This window comes from Streptoverticillium olivoreticuli subsp. olivoreticuli, from assembly GCF_003391135.1.
Lineage (GTDB): Bacteria > Actinomycetota > Actinomycetes > Streptomycetales > Streptomycetaceae > Streptomyces > Streptomyces blastmyceticus.
This window is the reverse complement of record NZ_CP031455.1, coordinates 2,713,119-2,736,539: the sequence shown is the minus strand read 5'-3', so window position 1 is coordinate 2,736,539 and position 23,421 is coordinate 2,713,119. Positions and strand designations below refer to the sequence as shown.

At 70.5% G+C, this 23,421-nt stretch carries 17 protein-coding genes; 13 read left to right on the top strand and 4 right to left on the bottom strand.

Annotated features, from left to right (window positions below; translation table 11 throughout):
- Window positions 1-141 precede the first annotated feature (141 nt).
- Complete coding sequence (gene metH, locus DXZ73_RS11455) at window positions 142-3,648, bottom strand: methionine synthase (RefSeq protein ID WP_116210896.1); 3,507 nt, start codon at window positions 3,646-3,648, stop codon at window positions 142-144.
- 249 nt (window positions 3,649-3,897) lie between these two features.
- Here metH and DXZ73_RS11450 point away from each other — a divergent pair, with 249 nt between their 5' ends.
- The 9 genes from DXZ73_RS11450 (at window position 3,898) to DXZ73_RS11410 (ending at window position 15,901) form a co-directional block, all read left to right on the top strand.
- Window positions 3,898-4,662 (top strand): IclR family transcriptional regulator, encoded by a 765-nt coding sequence (locus DXZ73_RS11450; protein WP_116210895.1) that lies wholly within the window; start codon window positions 3,898-3,900, stop codon window positions 4,660-4,662.
- Between the two features lie 290 nt (window positions 4,663-4,952).
- Window positions 4,953-5,735 carry an MIP/aquaporin family protein gene (locus DXZ73_RS11445; protein WP_116210894.1) on the top strand — a complete coding sequence of 261 codons (783 nt, stop codon included), beginning with the start codon at window positions 4,953-4,955 and terminating at the stop codon, window positions 5,733-5,735.
- Between the two features lie 41 nt (window positions 5,736-5,776).
- Complete coding sequence (gene glpK / locus DXZ73_RS11440) at window positions 5,777-7,309, top strand: glycerol kinase GlpK (RefSeq protein WP_116210893.1); 1,533 nt, start codon at window positions 5,777-5,779, stop codon at window positions 7,307-7,309.
- Window positions 7,310-7,311: 2 nt separating this feature from the next.
- The gene (locus DXZ73_RS11435; protein ID WP_116210892.1) at window positions 7,312-8,919 is read left to right on the top strand and encodes a glycerol-3-phosphate dehydrogenase/oxidase; all 1,608 of its coding nucleotides are present in this window, start codon (window positions 7,312-7,314) and stop codon (window positions 8,917-8,919) included.
- 131 nt (window positions 8,920-9,050) lie between these two features.
- Complete coding sequence (locus tag DXZ73_RS11430) at window positions 9,051-10,115, top strand: hypothetical protein (protein WP_116210891.1); 1,065 nt, start codon at window positions 9,051-9,053, stop codon at window positions 10,113-10,115.
- 210 nt (window positions 10,116-10,325) lie between these two features.
- The gene (locus DXZ73_RS11425) at window positions 10,326-11,336 is read left to right on the top strand and encodes a PAC2 family protein (protein ID WP_116210890.1); all 1,011 of its coding nucleotides are present in this window, start codon (window positions 10,326-10,328) and stop codon (window positions 11,334-11,336) included.
- Between the two features lie 163 nt (window positions 11,337-11,499).
- The gene (locus DXZ73_RS11420) at window positions 11,500-12,201 is read left to right on the top strand and encodes an HAD family hydrolase (RefSeq protein ID WP_116210889.1); all 702 of its coding nucleotides are present in this window, start codon (window positions 11,500-11,502) and stop codon (window positions 12,199-12,201) included.
- Between the two features lie 435 nt (window positions 12,202-12,636).
- The gene (locus tag DXZ73_RS11415; RefSeq protein ID WP_116210888.1) at window positions 12,637-14,235 is read left to right on the top strand and encodes an ABC transporter substrate-binding protein; all 1,599 of its coding nucleotides are present in this window, start codon (window positions 12,637-12,639) and stop codon (window positions 14,233-14,235) included.
- A 73-nt stretch (window positions 14,236-14,308) separates the two neighbouring features.
- Window positions 14,309-15,901 (top strand): ABC transporter substrate-binding protein, encoded by a 1,593-nt coding sequence (locus DXZ73_RS11410; RefSeq protein WP_116215550.1) that lies wholly within the window; start codon window positions 14,309-14,311, stop codon window positions 15,899-15,901.
- Window positions 15,902-15,967: 66 nt separating this feature from the next.
- Here DXZ73_RS11410 and DXZ73_RS11405 read toward each other — a convergent pair whose 3' ends face one another.
- Both DXZ73_RS11405 and DXZ73_RS11400 read right to left on the bottom strand, forming a co-directional pair.
- Window positions 15,968-16,639 (bottom strand): response regulator, encoded by a 672-nt coding sequence (locus tag DXZ73_RS11405; RefSeq protein ID WP_116210887.1) that lies wholly within the window; start codon window positions 16,637-16,639, stop codon window positions 15,968-15,970.
- Between the two features lie 13 nt (window positions 16,640-16,652).
- Complete coding sequence (locus DXZ73_RS11400; RefSeq protein WP_116210886.1) at window positions 16,653-17,633, bottom strand: RecB family exonuclease; 981 nt, start codon at window positions 17,631-17,633, stop codon at window positions 16,653-16,655.
- A gap of 123 nt (window positions 17,634-17,756) precedes the next feature.
- Here DXZ73_RS11400 and DXZ73_RS11395 point away from each other — a divergent pair, with 123 nt between their 5' ends.
- The 3 genes from DXZ73_RS11395 to DXZ73_RS11385 all read left to right on the top strand — a co-directional run bounded on the left by DXZ73_RS11395 (window position 17,757) and on the right by DXZ73_RS11385 (window position 20,721).
- A complete protein-coding gene (locus DXZ73_RS11395; protein ID WP_240351305.1) occupies window positions 17,757-18,995 on the top strand; it encodes a site-2 protease family protein in 1,239 nt (412 codons plus the stop codon).
- Window positions 18,996-19,051: 56 nt separating this feature from the next.
- The gene (locus tag DXZ73_RS11390; RefSeq protein ID WP_116210884.1) at window positions 19,052-19,957 is read left to right on the top strand and encodes a tRNA (adenine-N1)-methyltransferase; all 906 of its coding nucleotides are present in this window, start codon (window positions 19,052-19,054) and stop codon (window positions 19,955-19,957) included.
- A 182-nt stretch (window positions 19,958-20,139) separates the two neighbouring features.
- The gene (locus DXZ73_RS11385) at window positions 20,140-20,721 is read left to right on the top strand and encodes a hypothetical protein (RefSeq protein WP_338059117.1); all 582 of its coding nucleotides are present in this window, start codon (window positions 20,140-20,142) and stop codon (window positions 20,719-20,721) included.
- Window positions 20,722-20,725: 4 nt separating this feature from the next.
- Here the strand turns inward: DXZ73_RS11385 and DXZ73_RS11380 are convergent, their stop codons facing one another.
- Window positions 20,726-21,028, bottom strand: coding sequence for a ferredoxin (locus DXZ73_RS11380; protein WP_116215548.1), 303 nt, complete (start codon window positions 21,026-21,028; stop codon window positions 20,726-20,728).
- A gap of 321 nt (window positions 21,029-21,349) precedes the next feature.
- On the opposite strand from DXZ73_RS11380, the gene arc reads away from it, so the two are divergent.
- Window positions 21,350-23,116: a proteasome ATPase gene (gene arc, locus DXZ73_RS11375; RefSeq protein WP_116215547.1), complete on the top strand. Its 1,767-nt coding sequence runs from the start codon at window positions 21,350-21,352 to the stop codon at window positions 23,114-23,116.
- Window positions 23,117-23,421: the final 305 nt, after the last annotated feature.

The following is a 23,421-nucleotide window of genomic DNA, read 5'->3' as shown; positions in this document are numbered from 1 at the left end:
ACCCCTGGCCGGGAGGCCTCACCGCGCGTTGCTGTGTTTCCTCGGGGGCAACTCCCGGGCCCCCGGCCGTCACTTCACCGCGCTACCGCGCGTTGCTGTGTTTTCCCGGGGGGCAACCCCCGGACCCCCGGCCGGAAGGCCTCACCGCGCGTTGAAGTACTTCGCCTCCGGGTGGTGGATGACGATCGCGTCCGTCGACTGCTCCGGGTGCAGCTGGAATTCCTCCGAGAGGTGGACGCCGATGCGCTCCGGCTCCAGGAGGGCGGCGATCTTCGCGCGGTCCTCCAGGTCGGGGCAGGCGCCGTAGCCCAGGGAGAAGCGGGCGCCGCGGTACTGGAGGTCGAACATGCCCTCCACGTTCGCCGGATCCTCCGCGGCGAAGCCGAGTTCGCCGCGGACGCGCGCGTGCCAGTACTCGGCGAGGGCCTCGGCCAGCTGGACGGACAGGCCGTGCAGTTCGAGGTAGTCGCGGTAGGAGTCGGCGGCGAAGAGCTCCGCCGTCGCCTCGCCGATGCGGGAGCCGACCGTGACGACCTGGAGGCCCACGACGTCCGTCTCGCCGGACTCCTCCGGGCGGAAGAAGTCCGCGAGGCACAGCCGGCGGCCGCGCCGCTGACGCGGGAAGGTGAAGCGGGTGCGCTCGGTGCCGTCCTCGTGGAGGAGGATCAGGTCGTCGCCCTTGGAGACGCAGGGGAAGTAGCCGTAGACGACGGCCGCTTCGAGCAGATTCTCCGTGTGGAGCTTCTCCAGCCAGCCCCGCAGCCGCGGCCGGCCCTCGGTCTCGACGAGCTCCTCGTACGTCGGACCGCCCGCGCGGGCCTGCTTGAGCCCCCACTGGCCCTTGAAGAGCGCGCCCTCGTCGAGCCAGGAGGCATAGTCCTTGAGGCCGATGCCCTTGATGACCCGGGTGCCCCAGAACGGCGGCGCGGGCACGGGGTTGTCGGTCGCGACGTCGGACCGTACGGCACCCTCCGGCTCCGGGGCGGCCGCCACCGCGGCCTCCCGCTTCGGCACCCGCCGCTGCTTGAGCTCCGGCAGCACCGCCCCCGGCACCCCGCGCTTGACCGCGATCAGCGCGTCCATCAGCCGCAGGCCCTCGAAGGCGTCACGGGCGTAGCGGACCTCGCCCTCGTAGATCTCGTGCAGGTCCTGCTCGACGTACGCGCGGGTGAGCGCCGCACCGCCGAGGATCACCGGGTAGTCGGCCGCCAGCTTGCGCTGGTTCAGCTCCTCCAGGTTCTCCTTCATGATCACGGTGGACTTCACCAGGAGCCCGGACATGCCGATCACATCGGCCCGGTGCTCCTCGGCGGCCTCCAGGATCGCCGAGACGGGCTGCTTGATACCGAGGTTGACGACGTTGTAGCCGTTGTTGGAGAGGATGATGTCGACGAGGTTCTTGCCGATGTCGTGGACGTCGCCGCGGACGGTGGCCAGCACGATCGTGCCCTTGCCCTCGGCGTCGCTCTTCTCCATGTGCGGTTCGAGGTGGGCGACGGCCGACTTCATCACCTCGGCCGACTGCAGGACGAACGGCAGCTGCATCTGGCCCGAGCCGAACAGCTCGCCGACCACCTTCATGCCTTCGAGCAGGGTGTCGTTGACGATGTCGAGGGCGGGGCGGTCGCGCAGCGCCTCGTCCAGGTCGGCCTCCAGGCCGTTCTTCTCGCCGTCGATGATGCGGCGCTGGAGCCGCTCGTCCAGGGGCAGCGCGAGGAGCTCCTCGGCCTTGCCCGCCTTCATGGACTTCATGTTGACGCCCTCGAAGAGCTCCATGAGCTTCTGCAAGGGGTCATAGCCCTCGGCACGCCGGTCGTGGATGAGGTCGAGGGCGGTCTTGACCTGCTCCTCGTCGAGGCGCGCGATCGGCAGGATCTTGCTGGCGTGCACGATCGCCGAGTCCAGCCCGGCCTTGACGCACTCGTCGAGGAAGACGGAGTTCAGCACGACGCGGGCGGCCGGGTTGAGGCCGAAGGAGATGTTGGACAGACCCAGCGTGGTCTGCACGTCCGGGTGGCGGCGCTTGAGCTCGCGGATGGCTTCGATGGTGGCGATGCCGTCCCCCCGGGACTCCTCCTGACCGGTGCAGATGGTGAAGGTCAGGGTGTCGATGAGGATGTCGCACTCATGGATGCCCCAGTTGCCCGTCAGGTCCGCGATGAGCCGCTCGGCGATGGCGACCTTGTTCTCGACCGTGCGGGCCTGGCCCTCCTCGTCGATGGTGAGCGCGATCAGCGCGGCGCCGTGCTCGGCCGCCAGCCGGGTCACCTTCGCGAAGCGGGAGTCGGGGCCGTCGCCGTCCTCGTAGTTGACGGAGTTGATGACGGCGCGTCCGCCGAGCTTCTCGAGACCGGCGCGCAGCACGTCGACCTCGGTGGAGTCCAGCACGATCGGGAGGGTGGAGGCGGTGGCGAACCGGCCCGCGAGCTCCTCCATGTCGGCGACGCCGTCCCGGCCGACGTAGTCGACGCACAGGTCGAGCATGTGCGCGCCCTCGCGGATCTGGTCGCGGGCCATCTCCACGCAGTCGTCCCAGCGGCCCGCCAGCATGGCCTCGCGGAACTTCTTCGAGCCGTTGGCGTTGGTCCGCTCGCCGATGGCCAGGAACGAGGTGTCCTGGCGGAAGGGCACGGTCTGGTAGAGCGAGGCGGCGCCGGGCTCGGGGCGGGGCTCCCGCTCGGTGGGCGTCATGTCGCGGACGCGCTCCACGACCTGGCGCAGGTGCTCGGGCGTCGTGCCGCAGCAGCCGCCGACCAGCGAGAGGCCGTACTCCCGGACGAACGTCTCGTGGGCGTCCGCCAGCTCGGCGGGGGTCAGCGGGTAGTGCGCGCCGTTCTTGCCCAGGACCGGCAGGCCGGCGTTGGGCATCGCGGAGACGCGGGTCCTGGCGTGCCGGGAGAGATAGCGCAGGTGCTCGCTCATCTCGGCGGGGCCGGTGGCGCAGTTCAGGCCGATCATGTCGATGCCCAGCGGCTCCAGGGCGGTGAGCGCGGCGCCGATCTCGGAGCCGAGGAGCATGGTGCCGGTGGTCTCGACGGTGACCTGGACCAGCAGCGGCAGGTCGGCCCCGGCGGCCTGAAGGGCGCGGCGGGCGCCGACGACGGAGGCCTTGGTCTGGAGCAGGTCCTGGGTGGTCTCCACCAGGATCGCGTCGGCTCCGCCGGCGACGAGGCCCTCGACGTTCTGCTGGTAGGCGTCGCGGAGCCGGCCGTACGGCGCGTGGCCCAGGGTCGGCAGCTTGGTGCCGGGGCCGACCGAGCCCAGCACCCAGCGGGTCCGGCCGTCGCGGGCGGTGAAGTCGTCGGCGACCTCGCGGGCGATGCGCGCGCCCGCCTCGGAGAGTTCGAGGATGCGGTCGGCGACGTCGTACTCCCCGAGGGCGGCGAGGTTCGCGCCGAAGGTGTTGGTCTCCACGCAGTCGACGCCGACGGCGAAGTACTCCTCGTGGACCGAGCGCACGATGTCCGGGCGGGTGACGTTGAGGATCTCGTTGCAGCCTTCGAGCTGCTGGAAGTCGTCCAGGGTGGGGTCCTGCGCCTGGAGCATGGTGCCCATGGCCCCGTCGGCGACCACGACCCGGGAGGCGAGGGCCTCCCGGAGTTCGGAGGCTCGGGCGGTGCTTGCGGTCGATGGCGTGAACGAGGCCATGGAAGTGCTCCCGGGGTTGCGACGGCTGTCGGCTTTACGCCTTCCGGCAGAAGGCGCACGCCGTCAGCGTAGCCGCCGACTCGGCCGAAGGGAGGGGCGTCCCACCGCTTGATACGGGGACGACCACGGCCTGACCAGGGCATGCTTGCCCCTCGGCGATCATCGGACGAGCCGCTGCCAGCTATCTCTCGGTCGGCATCGGCCGATAGTGTTCAGCATTGCCGAACGGCATGTGGAGGAGGTTGCGCGATGGCACGGACCATCCAGTCGCTGGAACGAGCGGCGGCGATGCTACGGCTGCTCGCGGGGGGCGAGCGACGGCTGGGGCTTTCGGATGTGGCCTCCGCGCTGGGGCTCGCGAAGGGGACCGCGCACGGCATTCTGCGGACGCTCCAGCAGGAGGGCTTCGTGGAGCAGGACCCCGCGTCCGGGCGCTATCAGCTCGGCGCGGAGCTGCTGCGGCTGGGGAACAGCTATCTGGATGTGCACGAACTGCGGGCCCGGGCGCTGGTCTGGGCGGACGACCTGGCGCGCTCCAGTGGCGAGAGCGTCTATCTGGGCGTGCTCCACCAGCAGGGCGTGCTGATCATCCATCACGTCTTCCGGCCCGACGACAGCAGGCAGGTGCTGGAGGTCGGCGCGATGCAGCCGCTGCACAGCACCGCGCTGGGCAAGGTGCTCTCCGCCTATGACCCGGTGGCGCACAGTGAGGCGACCGAGTCGGACCGTGAGGCGTTCACGCCGCACACCGTGACCGGACTGGCCGATTTCGAGAGTGTGCTCGACCTCACCCGGGCCCGAGGATGGGCCTCGGACGTCGAGGAGACCTGGGCGGGTGTGGCGTCGGTCGCCGCCCCCATCCACGACCGGCGCCGGATGCCGGTGGGCGCGGTGGGCATCACCGGTGCCGTGGAGCGCGTCTGCGAGGGCGGCGAGCTCGGGGCGCAGCTGGTCGCGGCCGTACGGGACTGCGCTCGCGCGGTCTCCCGCGACCTGGGTGCCGGGCGCTTCTAGCCCGGCGGAGGGCGGTGGATCACAGCCTTAGGTCGCGGTTCGGTTACCGGCGGGTATCGATCGAATGTTTTCGGCCTGTTGGCCGGGACTTTTCGGTCACGAAACCCTTGACGCGCCCTTGACCGTGCAGAAAACTGCCGTTCATCGGTCGGCATTGTCGAACGCCTAACGACAATATTCGCTATGGTGGGCTCTGCCGCGGGACCGATCACCGCCCTCTCGGAGGGCGCGGACCACCGGAGGGACCCGGGGTTCGCCTTTCCCCTGGACCAAGGACAAAGGAGTCGCGGGTGTCCAGCTCCGACATCTTCGCCGGCGAGACCATCGGTACCGCCGTGCTCATCCTGCTGGGCGGTGGCGTCTGCGCCGCCGTCACCCTGAAGCGCTCCAAGGCGCTCGACGCGGGCTGGCTCGCCATCACGTTCGGCTGGGGCTTCGCGGTCCTGACGGGTGCGTACATCGCCCACCCGTCCGGCGCGCACCTCAACCCCGCCGTCACGATCGGCCTCGCCATCGACGGTGCGACCAAGTGGAGCGACGTGCCGCTCTACATCGGCTCCCAGATGCTCGGCGCGATGATCGGCGCCACGCTGGTGTGGGTCGCGTACTACGGTCAGTTCCGGGCCCACCTCACGGACCCGGAGATCGTCGCCGAGACCACGGGCCACGAGGGGATAGTGGACAAGTCCGCCTCCCCCCAGGCCGGCCCGGTGCTCGGCGTCTTCTCCACGGGCCCCGAGGTCCGCAACGTGGTGCAGAACCTCGCCACCGAGATCATCGCCACCGCGGTGCTCGTGCTCGCGATCCTCACCCAGGGCCTCACCAAGGGCCTGGCCGTCAGCGGCACCGGTGTGCTGATGACCGCCTTCGTCGTCGTGGGTATCGGCCTCTCGCTCGGCGGCCCGACGGGCTACGCGATCAACCCGGCCCGTGACCTCGGTCCGCGTATCGTGCACGCGCTGCTGCCGCTGCCGAACAAGGGCGGCTCCGACTGGAGCTACGCCTGGATCCCGGTGGTCGGCCCGCTCGTCGGTGCCGCGCTCGCCGCAGGCATCCACAAGCTCGCGTTCTGAGCACCCGCCGAGACCTTCAGACTTCCAGGAGCACACCAGACATGACCACCACCGGCACCCACGGCCAGGGCCCGTTCATCGCGGCGATCGACCAGGGCACCACCTCCTCCCGCTGCATCGTCTTCGACCGCGACGGACGCATCGTCTCCGTCGACCAGAAGGAGCACGAGCAGATCTTCCCGAAGCCGGGCTGGGTCGAGCACGACGCCACCGAGATCTGGACCAACGTCCAGCAGGTCGTGGCCGGCGCCGTCGAGAAGGCGGGCATCACCGCCGCCGACGTCAAGGCGATCGGCATCACCAACCAGCGTGAGACCACGCTGATGTGGGACAAGAACACCGGCGAGCCCGTCCACAACGCCATCGTCTGGCAGGACACCCGCACCGACGCCCTGTGCAAGGAGCTCGGCCGCAACGTCGGCCAGGACCGCTTCCGCCGCGAGACGGGCCTCCCGCTGGCCTCCTACTTCTCCGGTCCCAAGGTCCGCTGGCTGCTGGACAACGTCGAGGGCCTGCGCGAGCGCGCGGAAGCCGGCGACATCCTCTTCGGCACCATGGACTCCTGGGTCATCTGGAACCTCACGGGCGGTGTCGACGGCGGTCGCCACGTCACCGACGTCACCAACGCCTCCCGCACCATGCTGATGAACCTCCGCTCCCTGGAGTGGGACGAGCGCATCCTCGCCTCCATGGAGATCCCGGCCGCCGTGCTGCCGGAGATCCGCTCCTCCGCCGAGGTCTACGGCCACGCCAAGGACGGCGCCCTCGCCGGCGTCCCCGTCGCCTCCGCCCTCGGCGACCAGCAGGCGGCCCTCTTCGGCCAGACCTGCTTCGAGCAGGGCGAGGCCAAGTCCACCTACGGCACCGGCACCTTCATGCTGATGAACACCGGTGACGAGCCCGTCCAGTCGTACAACGGCCTGCTGACCACCGTCGGCTACCGCATCGGCGACCAGAAGCCCGTCTACGCCCTCGAGGGCTCCATCGCCGTCACCGGCTCCCTCGTGCAGTGGATGCGCGACCAGATGGGCCTCATCAAGAGCGCGGCCGAGATCGAGACGCTCGCCAGCTCCGTCGAGGACAACGGCGGCGCCTACTTCGTGCCGGCCTTCTCCGGCCTGTTCGCCCCCTACTGGCGCTCCGACGCGCGCGGTGTCATCGCGGGCCTGACCCGCTACGTCACCAAGGCGCACATCGCCCGCGCCGTGCTCGAGGCCACCGCCTGGCAGACCCGCGAGATCACCGACGCCATGACGAAGGACTCCGGCGTCGAGCTCACCGCGCTCAAGGTCGACGGCGGTATGACCTCCAACAACTTGCTGATGCAGACGCTCTCGGACTTCCTGGACGCCCCTGTGGTGCGCCCGATGGTCGCCGAGACCACCTGCCTCGGCGCCGCCTACGCCGCCGGCCTGGCCGTCGGCTTCTGGCCGGACACCGACGCCCTGCGCGCCAACTGGCGCCGGGCCGCCGAGTGGACCCCCCGCATGGACGCGGACACGCGTGACCGCGAGTACAAGAGCTGGCTCAAGGCCGTCGAGCGGACCATGGGCTGGATCGAGGACGAGGAGTAATCATGACAACCCCGCAGAGCGTTCCGACCCTGGGAACGCACCCGGCCTCCGGTGCCAACCCGGGCCGTGCCGAGACCCGGGAACGGCTGTCCAACGCGACGTACGACCTCCTGGTGATCGGCGGCGGCATCCTGGGCACCTCGGTGGCCTGGCACGCAGCGCAGGCCGGACTGCGGGTCGCCATGGTGGACGCCGGCGACTTCGCCGGCGCCACCTCCTCCGCTTCCTCCAAGCTCGTCCACGGCGGTCTGCGCTACCTGCAGACCGGCGCGGTCAAGCTGGTCGCGGAGAACCACCACGAGCGCCGGGTGCTGGCCAAGGACGTGGCCCCGCACCTGGTCAACCCGCTGACCTTCTACCTGCCGGTCTACAAGGGCGGCCCGGTCGGCGCCGCCAAGCTCGGCGCCGGTGTCTTCGCCTACTCCGCGCTGTCCGCCTTCGGCGACGGCGTCGGCAAGGTGATCTCCCCGGCCAAGGCCAAGGCCGACAACCCCGGTCTGCGCACGGACAACCTCAAGGCCGTGGCGGTCTACTACGACCACCAGATGAACGACTCGCGCGTCGCCGTCATGACGGTCCGCGCGGCGGTCGAGTCCGGTGCCGTGGTCCTCAACCACGCCGAGGTCACCGGCCTGCGCTTCACCCACGGCAAGGTCACGGGCGCCGAGCTCAAGGACCGCCAGGACGGCACCGAGTTCGGTGTCGACGCGCGCGTCGTGCTCAACGCCACCGGCCCCTGGGTCGACCACCTCCGCAAGATGGAGGACAAGGGCGCGGACCCGTCGATCCGCCTCTCCAAGGGCGCGCACATCGTGATGAAGCGCAAGTCGCCCTGGAAGGCCGCCATGGCCACCCCGATCGACAAGTACCGCATCACCTTCGCCCTGCCGTGGGAGGACCAGCTCCTCCTCGGCACCACCGACACCCAGTACGAGGGCGACCCGGCGGACGTGCGCGCCACCGAGGCCGACATCCAGCAGATCCTGGACGAGGCGGCGTTCTCCATCCAGGACGCGGACCTCGACCGCGACCTGATGACGTACGCCTTCGCGGGCCTGCGCGTGCTGCCCGGCGGCCCCGGTGACGTCTCCCAGGCCAAGCGCGAGACCGTCGTCAGCGAGGGCAAGGGCGGCATGCTCTCCGTCGCCGGCGGCAAGTGGACCACCTACCGCCACATCGGCCGTACGGTCATGGCCAAGCTCGCCAAGCTGCCCGGCAGCCCGCTGACCGAGGACATGGAGCCCATCTCCAACCTCGTCCGCCGGACCCCGCTGCCCGGTGTCGCCAACCCCAACGCGGTCGCCCACCGACTGCTGGTGGACCGCGACCCCGGCGCCCGCATGGACCCGCTGACCGCCCGCCACCTGGCCTCGCACTACGGCTCGCTGTCCTTCGACATCGCGCGCCTGGTCAACGAGAACCCGGAGCTCGGCGAGCGCATCCACCCCGACGGCCCGGAGATCTGGGCCCAGGTCGTCTACGCCCGTGACCACGAGTGGGCCGAGACGGTGGACGACGTCCTGCGCCGCCGTACGACGCTGACGATCCGCGGCCTCGACACCGAGGACGTCCGGGCGCGCGTCAAGGGCATGCTGAACGACAAGGGCTGACGCCCACTGCCCGGTGAGGCCCGCTGAGGGGAGAGACGCCATCGGCCGTCTCTCCCCTCAGCGCTGTCCCGGCGGTGCAACTGTCCCGGCGGAGACCGCGTCACTGTAGGAAAAAGGGGGCGATCTTCTCCATGCACCGGCCGGATACCCGTGGACCGCTCACCGCGCTGCGCCGCCTGCGCCCTGGCAGGCGGCTGGTCGTGCGCCTGGCCGTCGTCCTGGCCCTGGTGCTCCTGGCGCCGCTCGTCCTGGCGGGGAGCGCGCTGCGGGCGGCCTATGCCGGAGCCCCCGCGGACGACGCGGTCACCCGCGGCCGCGACGCGGTCTGGCTGGGCCACGCCTGGGTCGACGGCCGCAAGGGCGACGCGGACCTGGCCGCGCTGGGGCGCCGGCTCGCGGGGACGGGCCTGCGCGACCTCTATGTGCACGCCGGGCCGCTGGAGCACGACGGCACGCTGCCCGCCTCGGCCCACCCCCGCGCCCGGTGGCTGGCCGACTCCGTGCACCGCGAGCTGCCGGGAGTGCGGGTACAGGCGTGGCTCGGCGACAAGCTGGTGCGCCCGGGAGAGGGGAGCGACGGGCTCCGGCTGGACTCGGCGCCCGCCCGCGACGCCGTGGTGGAGAGCTCCCGCCAGGTGATGCGGGCCGGATTCGACGGCGTCCACCTGGACGTCGAGCCCGTGCGCTCCGGCGACGGGTCCTTCCTCGCCCTGCTGGACGCCCTCCACCCCGCCGTCACCTCCGCGGGCGGGGTGCTCTCGGTCGCCGCGCAGCAGATCGACCCGCTGCCCTCGATGCACCGGGCCGCCCGCCTGATGGGCAGTCCCAAGTGGTGGACCCAGAAGTACTTCGGGCAGGTCGCGCGCCGCACCGACCAGATCGCGGTCATGTCGTACGACACCGCCCTGCCGGTCGAGAGCCTCTACGGCGGCTATGTGGCCCGGCAGACGGCGCTCGCCCTCCGGGCCACCCCCGCCGGGGTCGACCTGCTGATGGGCCTGCCCTTCTTCCACACCGACGACATGGGCCACCACGGCCACGCGGAGACGGCCGCGGCCGCCGTGCGCGGCGCCCGGCTGGGCCTGACCCGCGAGGGCGGGGACCGGCAGCGGTTCGGGCTGGCGCTGTACGTGGACTTCGCGGCCACCGAGGGGGACTGGCGTGCCTACCGGCGCGACTGGGGTACGAGGGGGTGAGGAAGTGCCCGCACAGGGGCTGCGAACGGGGGGCGCGGAAGTCGTAGTCTTAGGGGTCGCACGACAGGGAAAACGCTGCGGGGGGCCGCTCCGGACGACACGGCACGCCTCCGCACGACGCCGCGCGACACTGAACAACCCTGAACAACACTGCACGGAACTGCAACCGGTGGTACGGACCCGTCCGCCCCGGTCGGAAGGAGGCGCTGGGTGATCGAGCTTGAGGGGGTTCCCGAGCTGATCGACCCGGTCATGATCTGTGCCTTCGAGGGCTGGAACGACGCCGGTGACGCCGCCTCCAGCGCGGTCGCGCACCTGGACCGCGAGTGGAAGGGCGAGGTCTTCGGCGCGCTCGACGCCGAGGACTACTACGACTTCCAGGTCAACCGGCCCACGATCTGGCTGGACGGAGGGGTCCGCAAGGTCACCTGGCCGACCACCCGGCTGTCCGTGGTGCGCACGGGCGGTGCCGGCGGCAAGGGGGCGTCGCGCGACCTCGTCCTGGTGCGGGGCATCGAGCCGAGCATGCGCTGGCGCTCGTTCTGCAACGAGATCCTGGGCTTCGCCCACGAGCTGGGCGTGGAGCTCGTCGTGGTGCTGGGCTCGCTGCTCGGCGACACCCCGCACACCCGGCCGGTGCCGGTCAGCGGGGTCACCTCCGACCCGGACCTGGCGCGGACCATGGATCTGGAGGAGTCCCGCTACGAGGGCCCGACCGGAATCGTCGGCATTCTCCAGGAGGCCTGCGCGCACGCGGGCGTCCCGGCGGTGAGCCTGTGGGCGGCCGTGCCGCACTACGTCTCCCAGCCGCCGAACCCGAAGGCCACCCTGGCGCTCCTGAACCGCCTGGAGGATCTGATCGACCTGCGGATACCGCTGGGCGACCTCCCGGAGGACGCCCGCGCCTGGCAGCTGGGCGTGGACCAGCTGGCGGCCGAGGACAGCGAGGTCGCGGAGTACGTCCAGTCGCTGGAGGAGGCGCGGGACACGGCCGACCTCCCGGAGGCGTCGGGCGAGGCGATCGCCCGTGAGTTCGAACGCTATCTGCGCCGCCGGGACGGCCAGCCGGGCGGCCTCGCGGCCGAGCCGGGGCTCGCGGACGGCTCCTACCTCCGCGACACCTCCAGCGGCCGTACGCGCCCGCCGCGGCCCCCGGCCAAGGACGGCGAGAGCGGCGCCGCGGCGGAGGAGGACCAGGAAGGGCCCGAGAGCGAGGGCTGAGGCCCGGCGCCGGGACGGCCGGTATCCGGCGGGCTCCCGAATATCGAAGCGACGCGGGAGGCGGTCCGCCGTACACTTGTCGGTCCGGTGAAGGCCGGTCCGGTCGCGCCCCTCACGGGTGCGGCGGGGCCGGCCTTCTCGTCCCCTCAGGAGGTGTGCCCGGATGACCAGCAGCATCCCCGCAGTCGAGACCCGTCCGGCCGCCGGATCGGCCCTGCAGGCCGTCCTGCTCGACATGGACGGCACCCTGGTCGACACCGAGGGCTTCTGGTGGGACGTGGAGGTCGCCGTCTTCGCCGAGCTCGGGCACCAGCTCCTGGAGGAGTACCGCGCGGTCGTCGTCGGCGGCCCCATGGCGCGCAGCGCCTCCTTCCTCATCCAGGCCACCGGCGCCAAGATCGCCCTGGCCGAGCTGACCGCCCTGCTCAACTCGCGCTTCTCCGAGATGATCGGGCACGGGGTGCCGCTGATGCCGGGCGCCCGCAGACTGCTCGCCGAGCTCGCCGCCCACTCCGTGCCGACCGCACTGGTCTCCGCCTCGCACCGGCAGATCATCGACCGGGTGCTGCACACGCTGGGCGCGGAGAACTTCACGCTGACCGTCGCCGGTGACGAGATGGAGCGGACGAAGCCGCACCCCGACCCCTATCTGCTGGCGGCCGCCCGGCTCGGCGCCGACCCCGCGCGGTGCGCCGTCGTCGAGGACACCATGACGGGCGTGACGGCCGCGGAGGCGGCCGGCTGCCGGGTGGTGGCGGTGCCGTCGGTGGCCCCGATCCCGCCCGCCGCCGGGCGCACGGTCGTGGGCTCCCTGGAGGAAGTCGATCTCCGTTTTCTGCGCGGGCTGATGACCGGAAAGCACTGACGCGTGCACTGAGCGTGCCCCGGGGAATGCCGGGGGAACTCAGGGCGCCGGGGCGAATGTTTTCCGTGACGAATGCCGTGGCCATGCCGTGGCCGAATTCCCCTGGCCGCCGCGGAGTTCGCCGGAGTGAGTTTCGTCACCGGGTCAAGGGGCGTTGTGTGGGGTGTCGATCACTCTCCCGTACCCCGGACCGGGTTGAAGCGCACCGTTGTGTCCCGATTCATTATCCGGTGTGCGAATCGTTCCGGCGTCCGGATATCGGTGAACTGCCGGTCGTTATCCCGGCGTGATATCGCGTCAACTTCCCCGCGTTCCGCCCGCCGGGGCCCCGCGCACTAATCTCTTCGCGAGAACTTCACGGCTGCCCATGGGCCGACGCAACCGCCGTCGGTATCGTCCCGGGAACCGATCGCATCACAGGGAGAACCCCGCACAATGAACCGCAAGACGTTGGTGCTGCCGACCGTGGCAGGCCTGCTGGCCCCCGTGCTCGTCGCCTGTGGCGGGAGTGCCGGAGCCGGAAAGGGCAACGGCGCCATCGTCATCGGCACGACCGACCGTTTCGAGGAGACGACGGACGCCCCGGCGCCCTTCGACCCGGCCGCCGCGTACGACATCAGCGCGTGGAACGTCCTGCACAGCACCTTCCAGACCCTGTTGCGCCTGCCCCGCTCCGGCGCCACCCCGGTCGGCGACGCGGCGGAGCGGTGCTCCTTCGGGGACCGCAAGAACGAGCAGTTCCGCTGCACTCTGCGCAGCGGGCTGAAATTCTCCAACGGGCACGCGCTCACCGCCGAGGACGTCAAGTTCTCCATCGAGCGTGCCCGCACCATCAACTTCGACAACGGTCCGGTGGGGCTGCTCAGCAACATCGACAAGGTCGAGACGCCGAGCGAGCTGGAGGTCGTCTTCTCGCTGAAGGCGCCCGACGCGACCTTCCCGCAGAAGCTCGCCACCCCGGCCGCGGCCATCGTCGACAGCGAGTCCTACTCCAAGAACGAGCTCAACAACGGCTTCAAGGTGGTCGGCTCCGGCCCGTACACCCTGAAGACCGACGAGAAGGACGGCCGGGTCGTCAAGGCCGTCTTCACCAAGAACTCCAACTACCAGGGTTCGGTGGAGCTCCAGAACGACAAGTTCGAGATGCGGTTCTACGACGACTCGAAGTCGATGGAGAAGGCGCTCAAGGGCGGCGACATCGACATCATGAACCGCACCCTCTCGCCCGAGCAGCTCGCCCGGATGAGCGGCTCCTCGGGCAGCGGCGTCAAGCTGCTGGAGGCGCCCGGCCAGGAGATCAGCTTCCTCGCCTTCAACACCGAGGACCCGACGGTCAAGAACAAGGCCGTGCGCCAGGCCATGGCCCAGCTGATCGACCGCCAGGCGCTGGCCCGCGACGACTACCAGCGGACCAACGACCCGCTGTACTCGCTCGTCCCCAGCGGCATCACCGGCCACCAGAACTCCTTCTCCAACAAGTACGGGGACCCGAGCGTCGACAAGGCCCGCTCGATCCTGCGGGCCGCGAACATCAGCACCCCGGTGCCGCTGACCCTCACCTACACCGACGACCACTACGGTGAGGCCACCGGCAAGGCGTTCAAGACGCTCCAGAAGCAGCTCAACGACAGCCAGCTGTTCAGCGCCAAGATCCAGGGCGTGAAGTGGGCGGACTTCCGTCCGGAGGCCGCGAAGGGCAAGTACGCCGTCTACGGCATGGGCTGGTTCCCCGACTTCCCGGACCCGGACAACTTCGTCGCGCCGTTCTTCGGCAAGGACAACTTCCTCCGCTCCCCGTACCAGAACACCAAGATCACCAGCCAGCTGATCCCGGACTCCCGCGAGACCCCGCAGCGCGAGTCCGCGGCCAAGTTCTTCCAGCAGGCCCAGGACATCGTCGCCGACGATGTGCCGGTGCTGCCGCTGTGGCAGGGGAAGCAGTACGTGGCGGCCCGTGAGAACGTCACGGGTGCCGAGTGGGCGCTCAACTCCGCCTCCGAGATGCAGCCCTGGGAGTTGGCCCGCGGCGTGTGAGGCAACAGGCTCGTCAGACCGGTTCTGCCGAAGATCTCTTCAGACGATCAAGGAAACTGTGAGGAACGTGCACGTGAGGAAACGTGACCAGTGGCTTGCCGCCCCGCTCGGCGCGGGGCTCGCCGCCGCCCTGCTCACCGGGTGCGGTTCGGAAGACGGCAAGGCGGGCGGCACCGGTGAGTCGGTGGTCATGGGGATGTCCGACGAAGTCGTGACCACCGACCCGGCATCCGGCTACGACCCGGGTTCCTGGCTGCTGTTCAACAACGTCTTCCAGTCGCTGCTGAGCTTTCCCAAGGGGAGCACCACCCCGCAGCCGGAAGCCGCCGACAGCTGCAAGTTCCGGGACGACACGAGCAAGACCTTCCAGTGCAAGCTGAAGGACGGTCTGAAGTTCAGCAACGGCCACGACCTCACCTCCGAGGACGTCGCCTTCTCCTTCCGTCGCACCCTGAAGATCCACGACAAGAAGGGTCCGGCGGACTCGCTGCTGTCCTCGATCCAGGACATCAAGACCCCGGACAAGTCCACGGTCGTCTTCGAGCTGAACCGGTCCGACGCCACCTTCCCGCAGAAGATCGCCTCCGGTGCCGGCTCCATCGTCGACCACCAGGAATACCCGGCGGACCGGCTGCGGACCGACGGCAAGGCCGTCGGCTCGGGCGTCTACAAGCTGGACTCCTTCGACAAGAAGCAGGCCGTCTTCTCGGTCAACTCCTCGTACAAGGGCTCGGCCGACACCGTGCAGAACCGCGGCGTCACGATGAAGTTCTTCCACGGCGACCAGGCGGAGCTGAAGACCGCCGTCCAGAAGGGCGGCGTCGACCTCGCCTACCGAGGTCTGGCCATGAAGGACATCGCCGACCTGGACGCCGACGGCGGCAAGCAGAACCTCAAGGTCGTCGAGGGCACCAGTGCCGAGGTCCAGCACCTGGTCTTCAACACCAAGGACCCGGTGGTCGGCAAGCCCGCGGTCCGCAAGGCCATCGCCTACCTGATCGACCGCAGCGCGCTCGTGCGCGACGTCTACAAGCGCACGGCGGAGCCGCTGTACTCCATCGTTCCCACCGGCATCACGGGCCACAAGACCCCGTTCTTCGACGCCTACGGCGACCGGCCGCAGCCCGACAAGGCCGCCGCCGCCCTCAGCACCGCCGACATCAAGGGCAAGGTCAAGCTCACCCTCTGGGCCACGCCGATCCGCTACGGACCGGGCACCGTGCCGGAGTTCGAGGAGATCGCCAAGCAGCTCAACAAGAGCGGCCTCTTCGAGGCGGACGTGAAGAGCGTCCCGCAGGAGGAGTACGACAAGGGCATCGAGGCCGGCCAGTACGGCGTCTACGTCAAGGGCTGGGTCCCCGACTACCCGGACCCCGACAACTTCACCGCGCCGTTCTTCGGTGAGAACAACGTCCTTTCCAACAACTACGACTCCAAGGACATCAACAGCCGCATACTGGCCACCGCCGCCGAGGGCAGCCGCACGGCGACCGTCGGGGACTTCGCCAAGGTGCAGACCGCCGTGGCCCAGGACCTGCCGATCCTGCCGCTGTGGCAGGGCAAGCAGTACGCGGTCGCGAGCGACCGGATCTCCGGCCTCCAGTGGACCCTCGACGCCTCCACCGTCTTCCGCTTCTGGGAGATCGCCAAGGCCGCCAAGGAATAACCGCCCCGCACAACGACGGGTGCCCTCCTCCGGAACTCCGGAGGAGGGCACCTGTCGTCTCCGCTCCTACTGTGCGCCCGGGCGCACCAGACCGCTCTCGTACGCGTACACCGCGGCCTGCACCCGGTCGCGCAGCCCCAGCTTCGTCAGCACGTGCCCCACGTGCGTCTTCACCGTCGTCTCGCTGACGAACAGATCCGCCGCGATCTCCGCGTTCGACAGCCCGCGCGCCACCAGCTTGAGCACCTCGACCTCGCGGTCGGTCAGCGTGTGCAGGGTGTCCGGCAGCGGCTCCTCGCCCGACGGCAGATGGCCCGCGTACTTGTCGAGCAGCCGCCGGGTGATGCTCGGCGCGAGCATCGCCTCGCCGCCCGCCACCACCCGGATCGCCTGCACCAGCTCATTGGCGGGCGCGTCCTTCAGCAGGAAGCCGCTGGCCCCCGCCCGCAGCGCCTCCACCACGTACTCGTCCAGATCGAAGGTCGTCAGCACCAGCACCTTCGCCGGGCCGTTCCGCTCCGGGCCCGTGATCTGCCGGGTCGCCTCGACACCGTCCATCCGCGGCATCCGGATGTCCATCAGCACCACGTCGGGCTGCAGCGCCCGCACCTGGTCGAGCGCCTGAAGACCGTCCCCGGCCTCGCCGACGACCGCGAGGTCCCCCTCCGCCTCGAGGATCATCCGGAAGCCGGTGCGCAGCAGCGGCTGGTCATCGACCAGCAGGACGCGGATCGCCACGTGAACTCCTTCGTTAGACCGCGTCCATTCTGCCCTGAGCCGCCCCGGCGGGGGTCACCTGCCCGGCGCGCTGCGCCACGACCGGCAGCGGATACGGCGGGGGAGTGCCGCCGAACTCGGGGCAGACGGCCTGGTGATCGCACCAGCCGCACAGCTTGGTGGGCCGCGGCCGCCAGTCCCCGGTGTCCGTCGCCAGCTCGATGGCCTCCCACAGGGCGCGCAGCTTGCGCTCCACGGCCAGCAGCTCCGCCTCGGCCGGGTCGTACGTCAGGACGTCGCCGCTGCCCAGGTAGACCAGCTGGAGCCGGCGCGGCATCCGCCCCCGCAGCCGCCACATCACCAGGGCGTAGAACGTCATCTGGAACAGGGCGCCGTCGCGGTACTGCGGGGCCGGGGCCTTGCCCGTCTTGTAGTCCACGATGCGGATGTCGCCGGTGGGCGCCACGTCGACCCGGTCGATGAAGCCGCGCAGCGTCAGCCCCGCACCACCGCCGCCCGCGCCCTCGATCACCGTCTCCACATAGAGCTCGCGGTCCGCGGGCTCCAGCCGCGTCGGGTCCTCCAGCGTGAACCAGCGCTCCACCAGCCGCTCGGCATCCGCCAGCCAGGTCGCCAGGCGGTCGCCGTCGCGCGAGCCGTCCTCCCGGCGGAACAACTCCGCCAGCTCCGGCCGGGCCGCCAGCAGCTTCTCCCACTCGCCCGGCACCAGGCCCTTGGCCCGCGGCGCGGTGCGCTCGGCGGCCGGGGCGTCGAAGAGCCGCTCCAGCACGGAGTGCACCACCGTGCCGCGCGTCGCCGCGGCGCTCGGCTTCTCCGGCAGTTTGTCGATCACGCGGAAGCGGTAGAGCAGCGGACACTGCATGAAGTCGCCCGCGCGCGACGGCGAAAGAGCGGCCGGACGCACGGCGCCGGACGGCCGCTCCGCGGCACCTTCCGGCGCCCGCGCGACCGGCCCGTCCGCACCGGCGGCGTTTTCCTCAGTGGCGATTCCCATGACAGGAACCCTACGGCCCGTGACTGACAGTCGGCCGCATACCATCGACTCAGACGCCCTCGTACATGCATGATCGTGAGAACGCACCGCGTGTGCGGGGGCAGCATCCGACGAGGGGACACCGTGGACAACAGCGGGCAGGGCCGGTCCGGCAGCGGGGGCGCCGGGGCCGAGGGCGAGCCCGGGGACCGCACTCCCAGGCGCCCTCGCGAGAGCGGCGGCGGCATCCTCATGGGCCGCCCCTTCGGCGTGCCCGTCTACGTAGCCCCCAGCTGGTTCCTCGTCGCCGCCCTCATCACCTGGGTCTTCGGCGGCCAGCTCGACCGCGTCCTGCCCGAGCTCGGCCGGATCCGCTACCTCGTCTCGCTGTTCTTCGCCGTCGCCTTCTACGCCTCCGTGCTGGTGCACGAACTGGCGCACACGGTCGCGGCCCTGCGCTTCAAGCTCCCCGTGCGCCGGATCCAGCTCCAGTTCTTCGGCGGCGTCTCCGAGATCGAGAAGGAGACCGAGACCCCCGGCCGCGAATTCGTCCTCGCCTTCGTCGGGCCGCTGCTGTCCCTGGTCCTGGCCGGGCTGTTCTACCTCGGCATGCTGGCCGTCGAGCCGGGCACCGTGCCCGGCGTCCTGCTGGCCGGCCTGATGATCTCCAACCTCCTGGTGGCGATCTTCAACCTGCTGCCCGGCCTCCCCCTCGACGGCGGGCGCATGCTCCGCGCCGTCGTCTGGAAGATCAGCGGCAAGCCCATGACCGGCACCATCGCCGCCGCGTGGATCGGCCGCGCCCTCGCCGTCGCCGTCCTCATCGGCCTCCCGCTGCTCACCCAGGCCGGACTCGGCGACGGGGCGACCGGCTTCGGCGGCGTCGACTCCCTCACCGACGCCCTGCTCGCCGCGATCCTCGCCGCCATCATCTGGACCGGCGCCGGTAACAGCCTGCGCATGGCCCGCCTGCGGGAGCGCCTCCCCGGCCTCAGAGCCCGCACCCTCACCCGCCGCGCCGTCCCCGTCGAGGCCGCCACCCCGCTCTCCGAGGCCCTGCGCCGCGCGGGCGAGGCGGGCGCCCGCGCCCTCGTCGTCGTGGACGGCCAGGGCACCCCCACCGCCCTGGTCCGCGAGGCGGCCATCGTCTCCGTCCCCGAGCACCGCCGCCCCTGGGTCGCCGTCAGCACCCTCGCCCAGGACCTCAAGGACGGCATGCGCGTCCCTGCCGACCTCTCGGGCGAGGACCTCCTGGACATCCTGCGCGCCACCCCCGCCACCGAGTACCTGGTGGTGGAGGAGACCGGCGAGGTCTACGGCGTCCTCGCGACCTCCGACGTCGAACGCGCCTTCGTCGCCGCGATGGCCCGCACGCCCTCCTGACCCCTCCCGGGACGCCCGTGTCCGTACCGCCGCCCGATCACGGGTAGGCTGGTCACATGTCCGAACCGACCGGTGCCGCCCGCCGTCGCGGCCCCTTCCAGGTCGGGGACCAGGTCCAGCTCACCGACCCCAAGGGACGCCACTACACCTTCACGCTCGAAGCCGGGAAGCAGTTCCACACCCACAAGGGTGCCTTCCCGCACGACGAGCTGATCGGTGCTCCCGAGGGCAGTGTTGTCCGTACCACGGGAAACGTCGCCTACCTCGCGCTGCGCCCCCTGCTCCCCGACTACGTCCTGTCCATGCCGCGCGGAGCCGCCGTGGTCTACCCCAAGGACGCGGGGCAGATCCTGGCCATGGCCGACATCTTCCCCGGCGCCCGCGTCGTGGAAGCGGGTGTCGGCTCCGGCTCCCTGAGCAGCTTCCTGCTGCGCGCCATCGGCGACCAGGGCATGCTGCACTCCTACGAGCGCCGCGCCGACTTCGCCGAGATCGCCACGCAGAACGTGGAGCGCTACTTCGGCGGCCCGCACCCCGCGTGGCAGCTGACCGTCGGCGACCTCCAGGACAACCTGTCCGACACGGACGTCGACCGCGTCATCCTCGACATGCTCGCCCCCTGGGAGTGCCTGGAGGCCGTGCGCAAGGCGCTCGTCCCCGGCGGCATCCTGTGCTGCTACGTGGCGACCACCACCCAGCTCGCGCGGACCGTCGAGTCCATCCGCGAGATCGGCTGCTTCGCCGAGCCGTCCGCCTGGGAGACCATGGTCCGCACCTGGCACGTGGAGGGTTTGGCCGTGCGCCCCGACCACCGCATGATCGGGCACACCGGCTTCCTGCTCACCGCCCGCCGCCTCGCGGACGGCGTCGAGCCGCCGCTGCGCCGCCGCCGCCCCGCGAAGGGCGCGTACGGCGAGGACTACGCGGGCCCGGGCAGCCAGAGCGGCTCCGCCGAGCGCTGACCCGCGACACCGTCCACCACGGCGCCGCCGCCGGGAACCGCCTCACGCGGAACTCGGCGGCGGCGTCCGTTCGTTGGGCCCCCGCGAGCCCGGCACGGGCCCGAACCCCCTGTTCCCCGGCGCCGGGCGATATGGCACGATGCGGATCATCCCCGCAGCCCAGCTCACAGGAGTCAGCGCGCGTGCAGCCACCGGCAGGGCCCACCCCGTCCACGGCCTCCGAACCACTCCCGCACCGCCGGTCGCGCCCCGCGCACTGGATGATCACCGCGGCGGCGCTGGCCGCCGTGGTCGCCTGCGGCTCCCTCGTGGGCCCGCGCGACGACACCGCCGCCGCCTCCTCCGTGCCCGGCACCGCCGCCCCGGACGTCCGCGCCGCGCGCTTCCCGCTCGACTGCGGCGGCCGGGCCGTCGACGTCGTGCGCCAGGCCACCGCCGACCTCGACCACGACGGACGGCCCGAGACCGCCGTCGCCGTGCGCTGCGCCTCCGGCGGCGGCACCCCGCCCAGCGGGGTCTACGTGCTCGCCCCGCCGCCCGCCGAGGGGCGGCCGCCGCGCGTCCTGGCCACCCTGGTCGACCCCGCGGAGAAGATGAGCGTCGCGGGTCTGCGGGTGACGGGGGAGACCGTTTCGGCCACTCTGCTCGGCTACTCCACCGCGAGAGTGCCGCGTTGCTGCCCCGACCTGAGCCGCAATGTCGAATGGCGGTGGCGGGACGGCAAGTTCGCGCTCACCGCCCTGCCGGTCGCGGGGAGTGTGTGAGCCGTCACTCCGCGTCGGGGCCGTAGACCTCGACCTTGTCGGAGACGCGGCGGACGTGGATGCAGTCGCCCGGGCAGTCCTTCGCGGAGTCCCGCACGTCGGTCAGCAGCGGCAGCGGCACCGGCGTCGCCGCCCCCGGGTCCTGCAGCAGTTCGTCGTCGGCGCTCTTCACATACGCCAGACCGTCGATGTCCAGCTCGAAGACGTCGGGGGCGTACTGCGCGCAGATGCCGTCGCCCGTGCAGAGATCCTGGTCGATCCAGACCTCCAGCGGCTCCGCGCCCGCGGCCTGTGCCGTGGCGGCCACGGGCTCCCCGGGCAAGGTGGCTTCGGCGACCCCGGAGCCTCCGGGGGCACCGGCGCGGTCTTCGTTCTGCACGGTCATCTCGCCCTGCCGTTTCCTGCGTGTGTGAATCAATTGGAGCCAGCCCTGACGGGTGTTGACCGACTCGACGATACAACCGCCCGCTTTCCGATGTTGATGGGTGGGTATTCCCCTGCTGTGGGGACGTGCGCAAGGGTGAAGATCGGACACACTCCGACCGGGTTTGTGATCTAGGGGTTTCAACCTGCACCTGCCCAGGTAGGGTCAGGAAGCGTCCAGCTCCCCTTGGAGGAGGTGAGGACCGTGGCAGCCCACGACGACGACATGAACCGCGGCATCCGGCCGGGACGAGGGTCTGATGACCTCGCGAGCCAGGTTGCCTATTTCGAGCAGGAGATCGCCGTCCTGCGGCGCAAGCTCGCCGACTCTCCGCGTCACACGAGGATTCTCGAAGAGCGGATCGTCGAGCTCCAGACGAACCTGGCCGGGGTGTCCGCTCAGAACGAGCGGCTCGCCAATACCCTCCGCGAGGCACGCGACCAGATCGTCGCGCTCAAGGAGGAAGTCGACCGGCTCGCGCAGCCGCCGGCCGGCTTCGGGGTCTTTCTGCAGGCGAACGAGGACGGCACGGCGGACATCTTCACCGGAGGCCGCAAACTCCGGGTCAATGTCAGCCCCACCCTCGAGCTCGAGGACCTCCGGCGAGGCCAGGAGGTCATGCTCAACGAAGCGCTCAACGTGGTCGAGGCCATGGAGTACGAGCGGGCCGGGGACATCGTCACCCTCAAGGAGATCCTCGAGGACGGCGAGCGGGCCCTGGTCATCGGGCACACCGACGAGGAGCGGGTGGTGAGGCTCGCCGAGCCGCTGCTGGACATCACCATCCGCCCCGGCGACGCCCTGCTGCTCGAACCCCGGTCCGGCTACGTCTACGAGGTCATCCCGAAGAGCGAGGTCGAGGAGCTCGTCCTCGAAGAGGTCCCGGACATCGACTACACGAAGATCGGCGGACTGGGCAACCAGATCGAGCTGATCCGCGACGCGGTCGAGCTCCCCTACCTCTACCCCGACCTCTTCAAGGAGCACGAACTGCGGCCGCCCAAGGGCGTGCTGCTGTACGGCCCGCCCGGCTGCGGCAAGACGCTCATCGCCAAGGCCGTCGCCAACTCCCTTGCCAAGAAGGTCGCGGAGGTCACCGGCCAGCCCGCGGGGAAGAGCTTCTTCCTCAACATCAAGGGCCCCGAGCTGCTCAACAAGTACGTCGGCGAGACCGAGCGGCACATCCGGCTGATCTTCCAGCGGGCCCGGGAGAAGGCGAGCGAGGGCACGCCCGTCATCGTCTTCTTCGACGAGATGGACTCCCTCTTCCGCACCCGTGGCTCCGGGGTCAGCTCGGACGTGGAGAACACCATCGTCCCGCAGCTGCTCTCCGAGATCGACGGCGTGGAGGGCCTGGAGAACGTCATCGTCATCGGCGCCTCCAACCGCGAGGACATGATCGACCCCGCGATCCTGCGCCCCGGCCGCCTCGATGTGAAGATCAAGATCGAGCGCCCGGACGCGGAGGCCGCCAAGGACATCTTCTCGAAGTACCTGACCGCCACCCTGCCCATCCACACGGACGACCTCGCCGAGCACGGCGGCGACGCCAAGGCGGCCGTGGCCGGGATGATCCAGTCGGTGGTCGAGCAGATGTACGCGGAATCCGAGGAGAACCGCTTCCTGGAGGTCACGTACGCCAACGGCGACAAGGAAGTCCTCTACTTCAAGGACTTCAACTCCGGCGCCATGATCCAGAACATTGTGGACCGGGCCAAGAAAATGGCGATCAAGGCCTTCCTGGACCACAACCAGAAGGGTCTGCGCGTCTCCCACCTGCTCGCCGCCTGTGTGGACGAGTTCAAGGAGAACGAGGACCTGCCCAACACCACCAACCCGGACGACTGGGCCCGCATCTCCGGAAAGAAGGGCGAGCGGATCGTGTTCATCCGGACCCTCGTCACCGGAAAGCAGGGCGCCGACACCGGTCGCTCCATCGACACGGTGGCCAACACCGGTCAGTATCTGTAAAACCGTCGTCCGGCTGCGGATGTCCTTCCCCCCCCCGCTTTGGCGGGGGGACACCCAGGGCGTCCGTGGCCGGACGCGTTTTCCGCCGTGATTCCGGCGGGCCCCCGGTCTCCGCGAGATTTTCCGCCAGGTCTGCACCAGGTTTTCGCCACGACGGCGCCGATCGACCGGGTACGGCACGAACCCGAGCAATGACTGTAATGATCTCCCCACCGCCGCAAAGCCGTTCTAGGCTCTTCGGTACCACCGCTCAGCGCGTGGGGGAGCACACGGACCGGAAGCGCAGCGGTACTTGAGCGCCGACC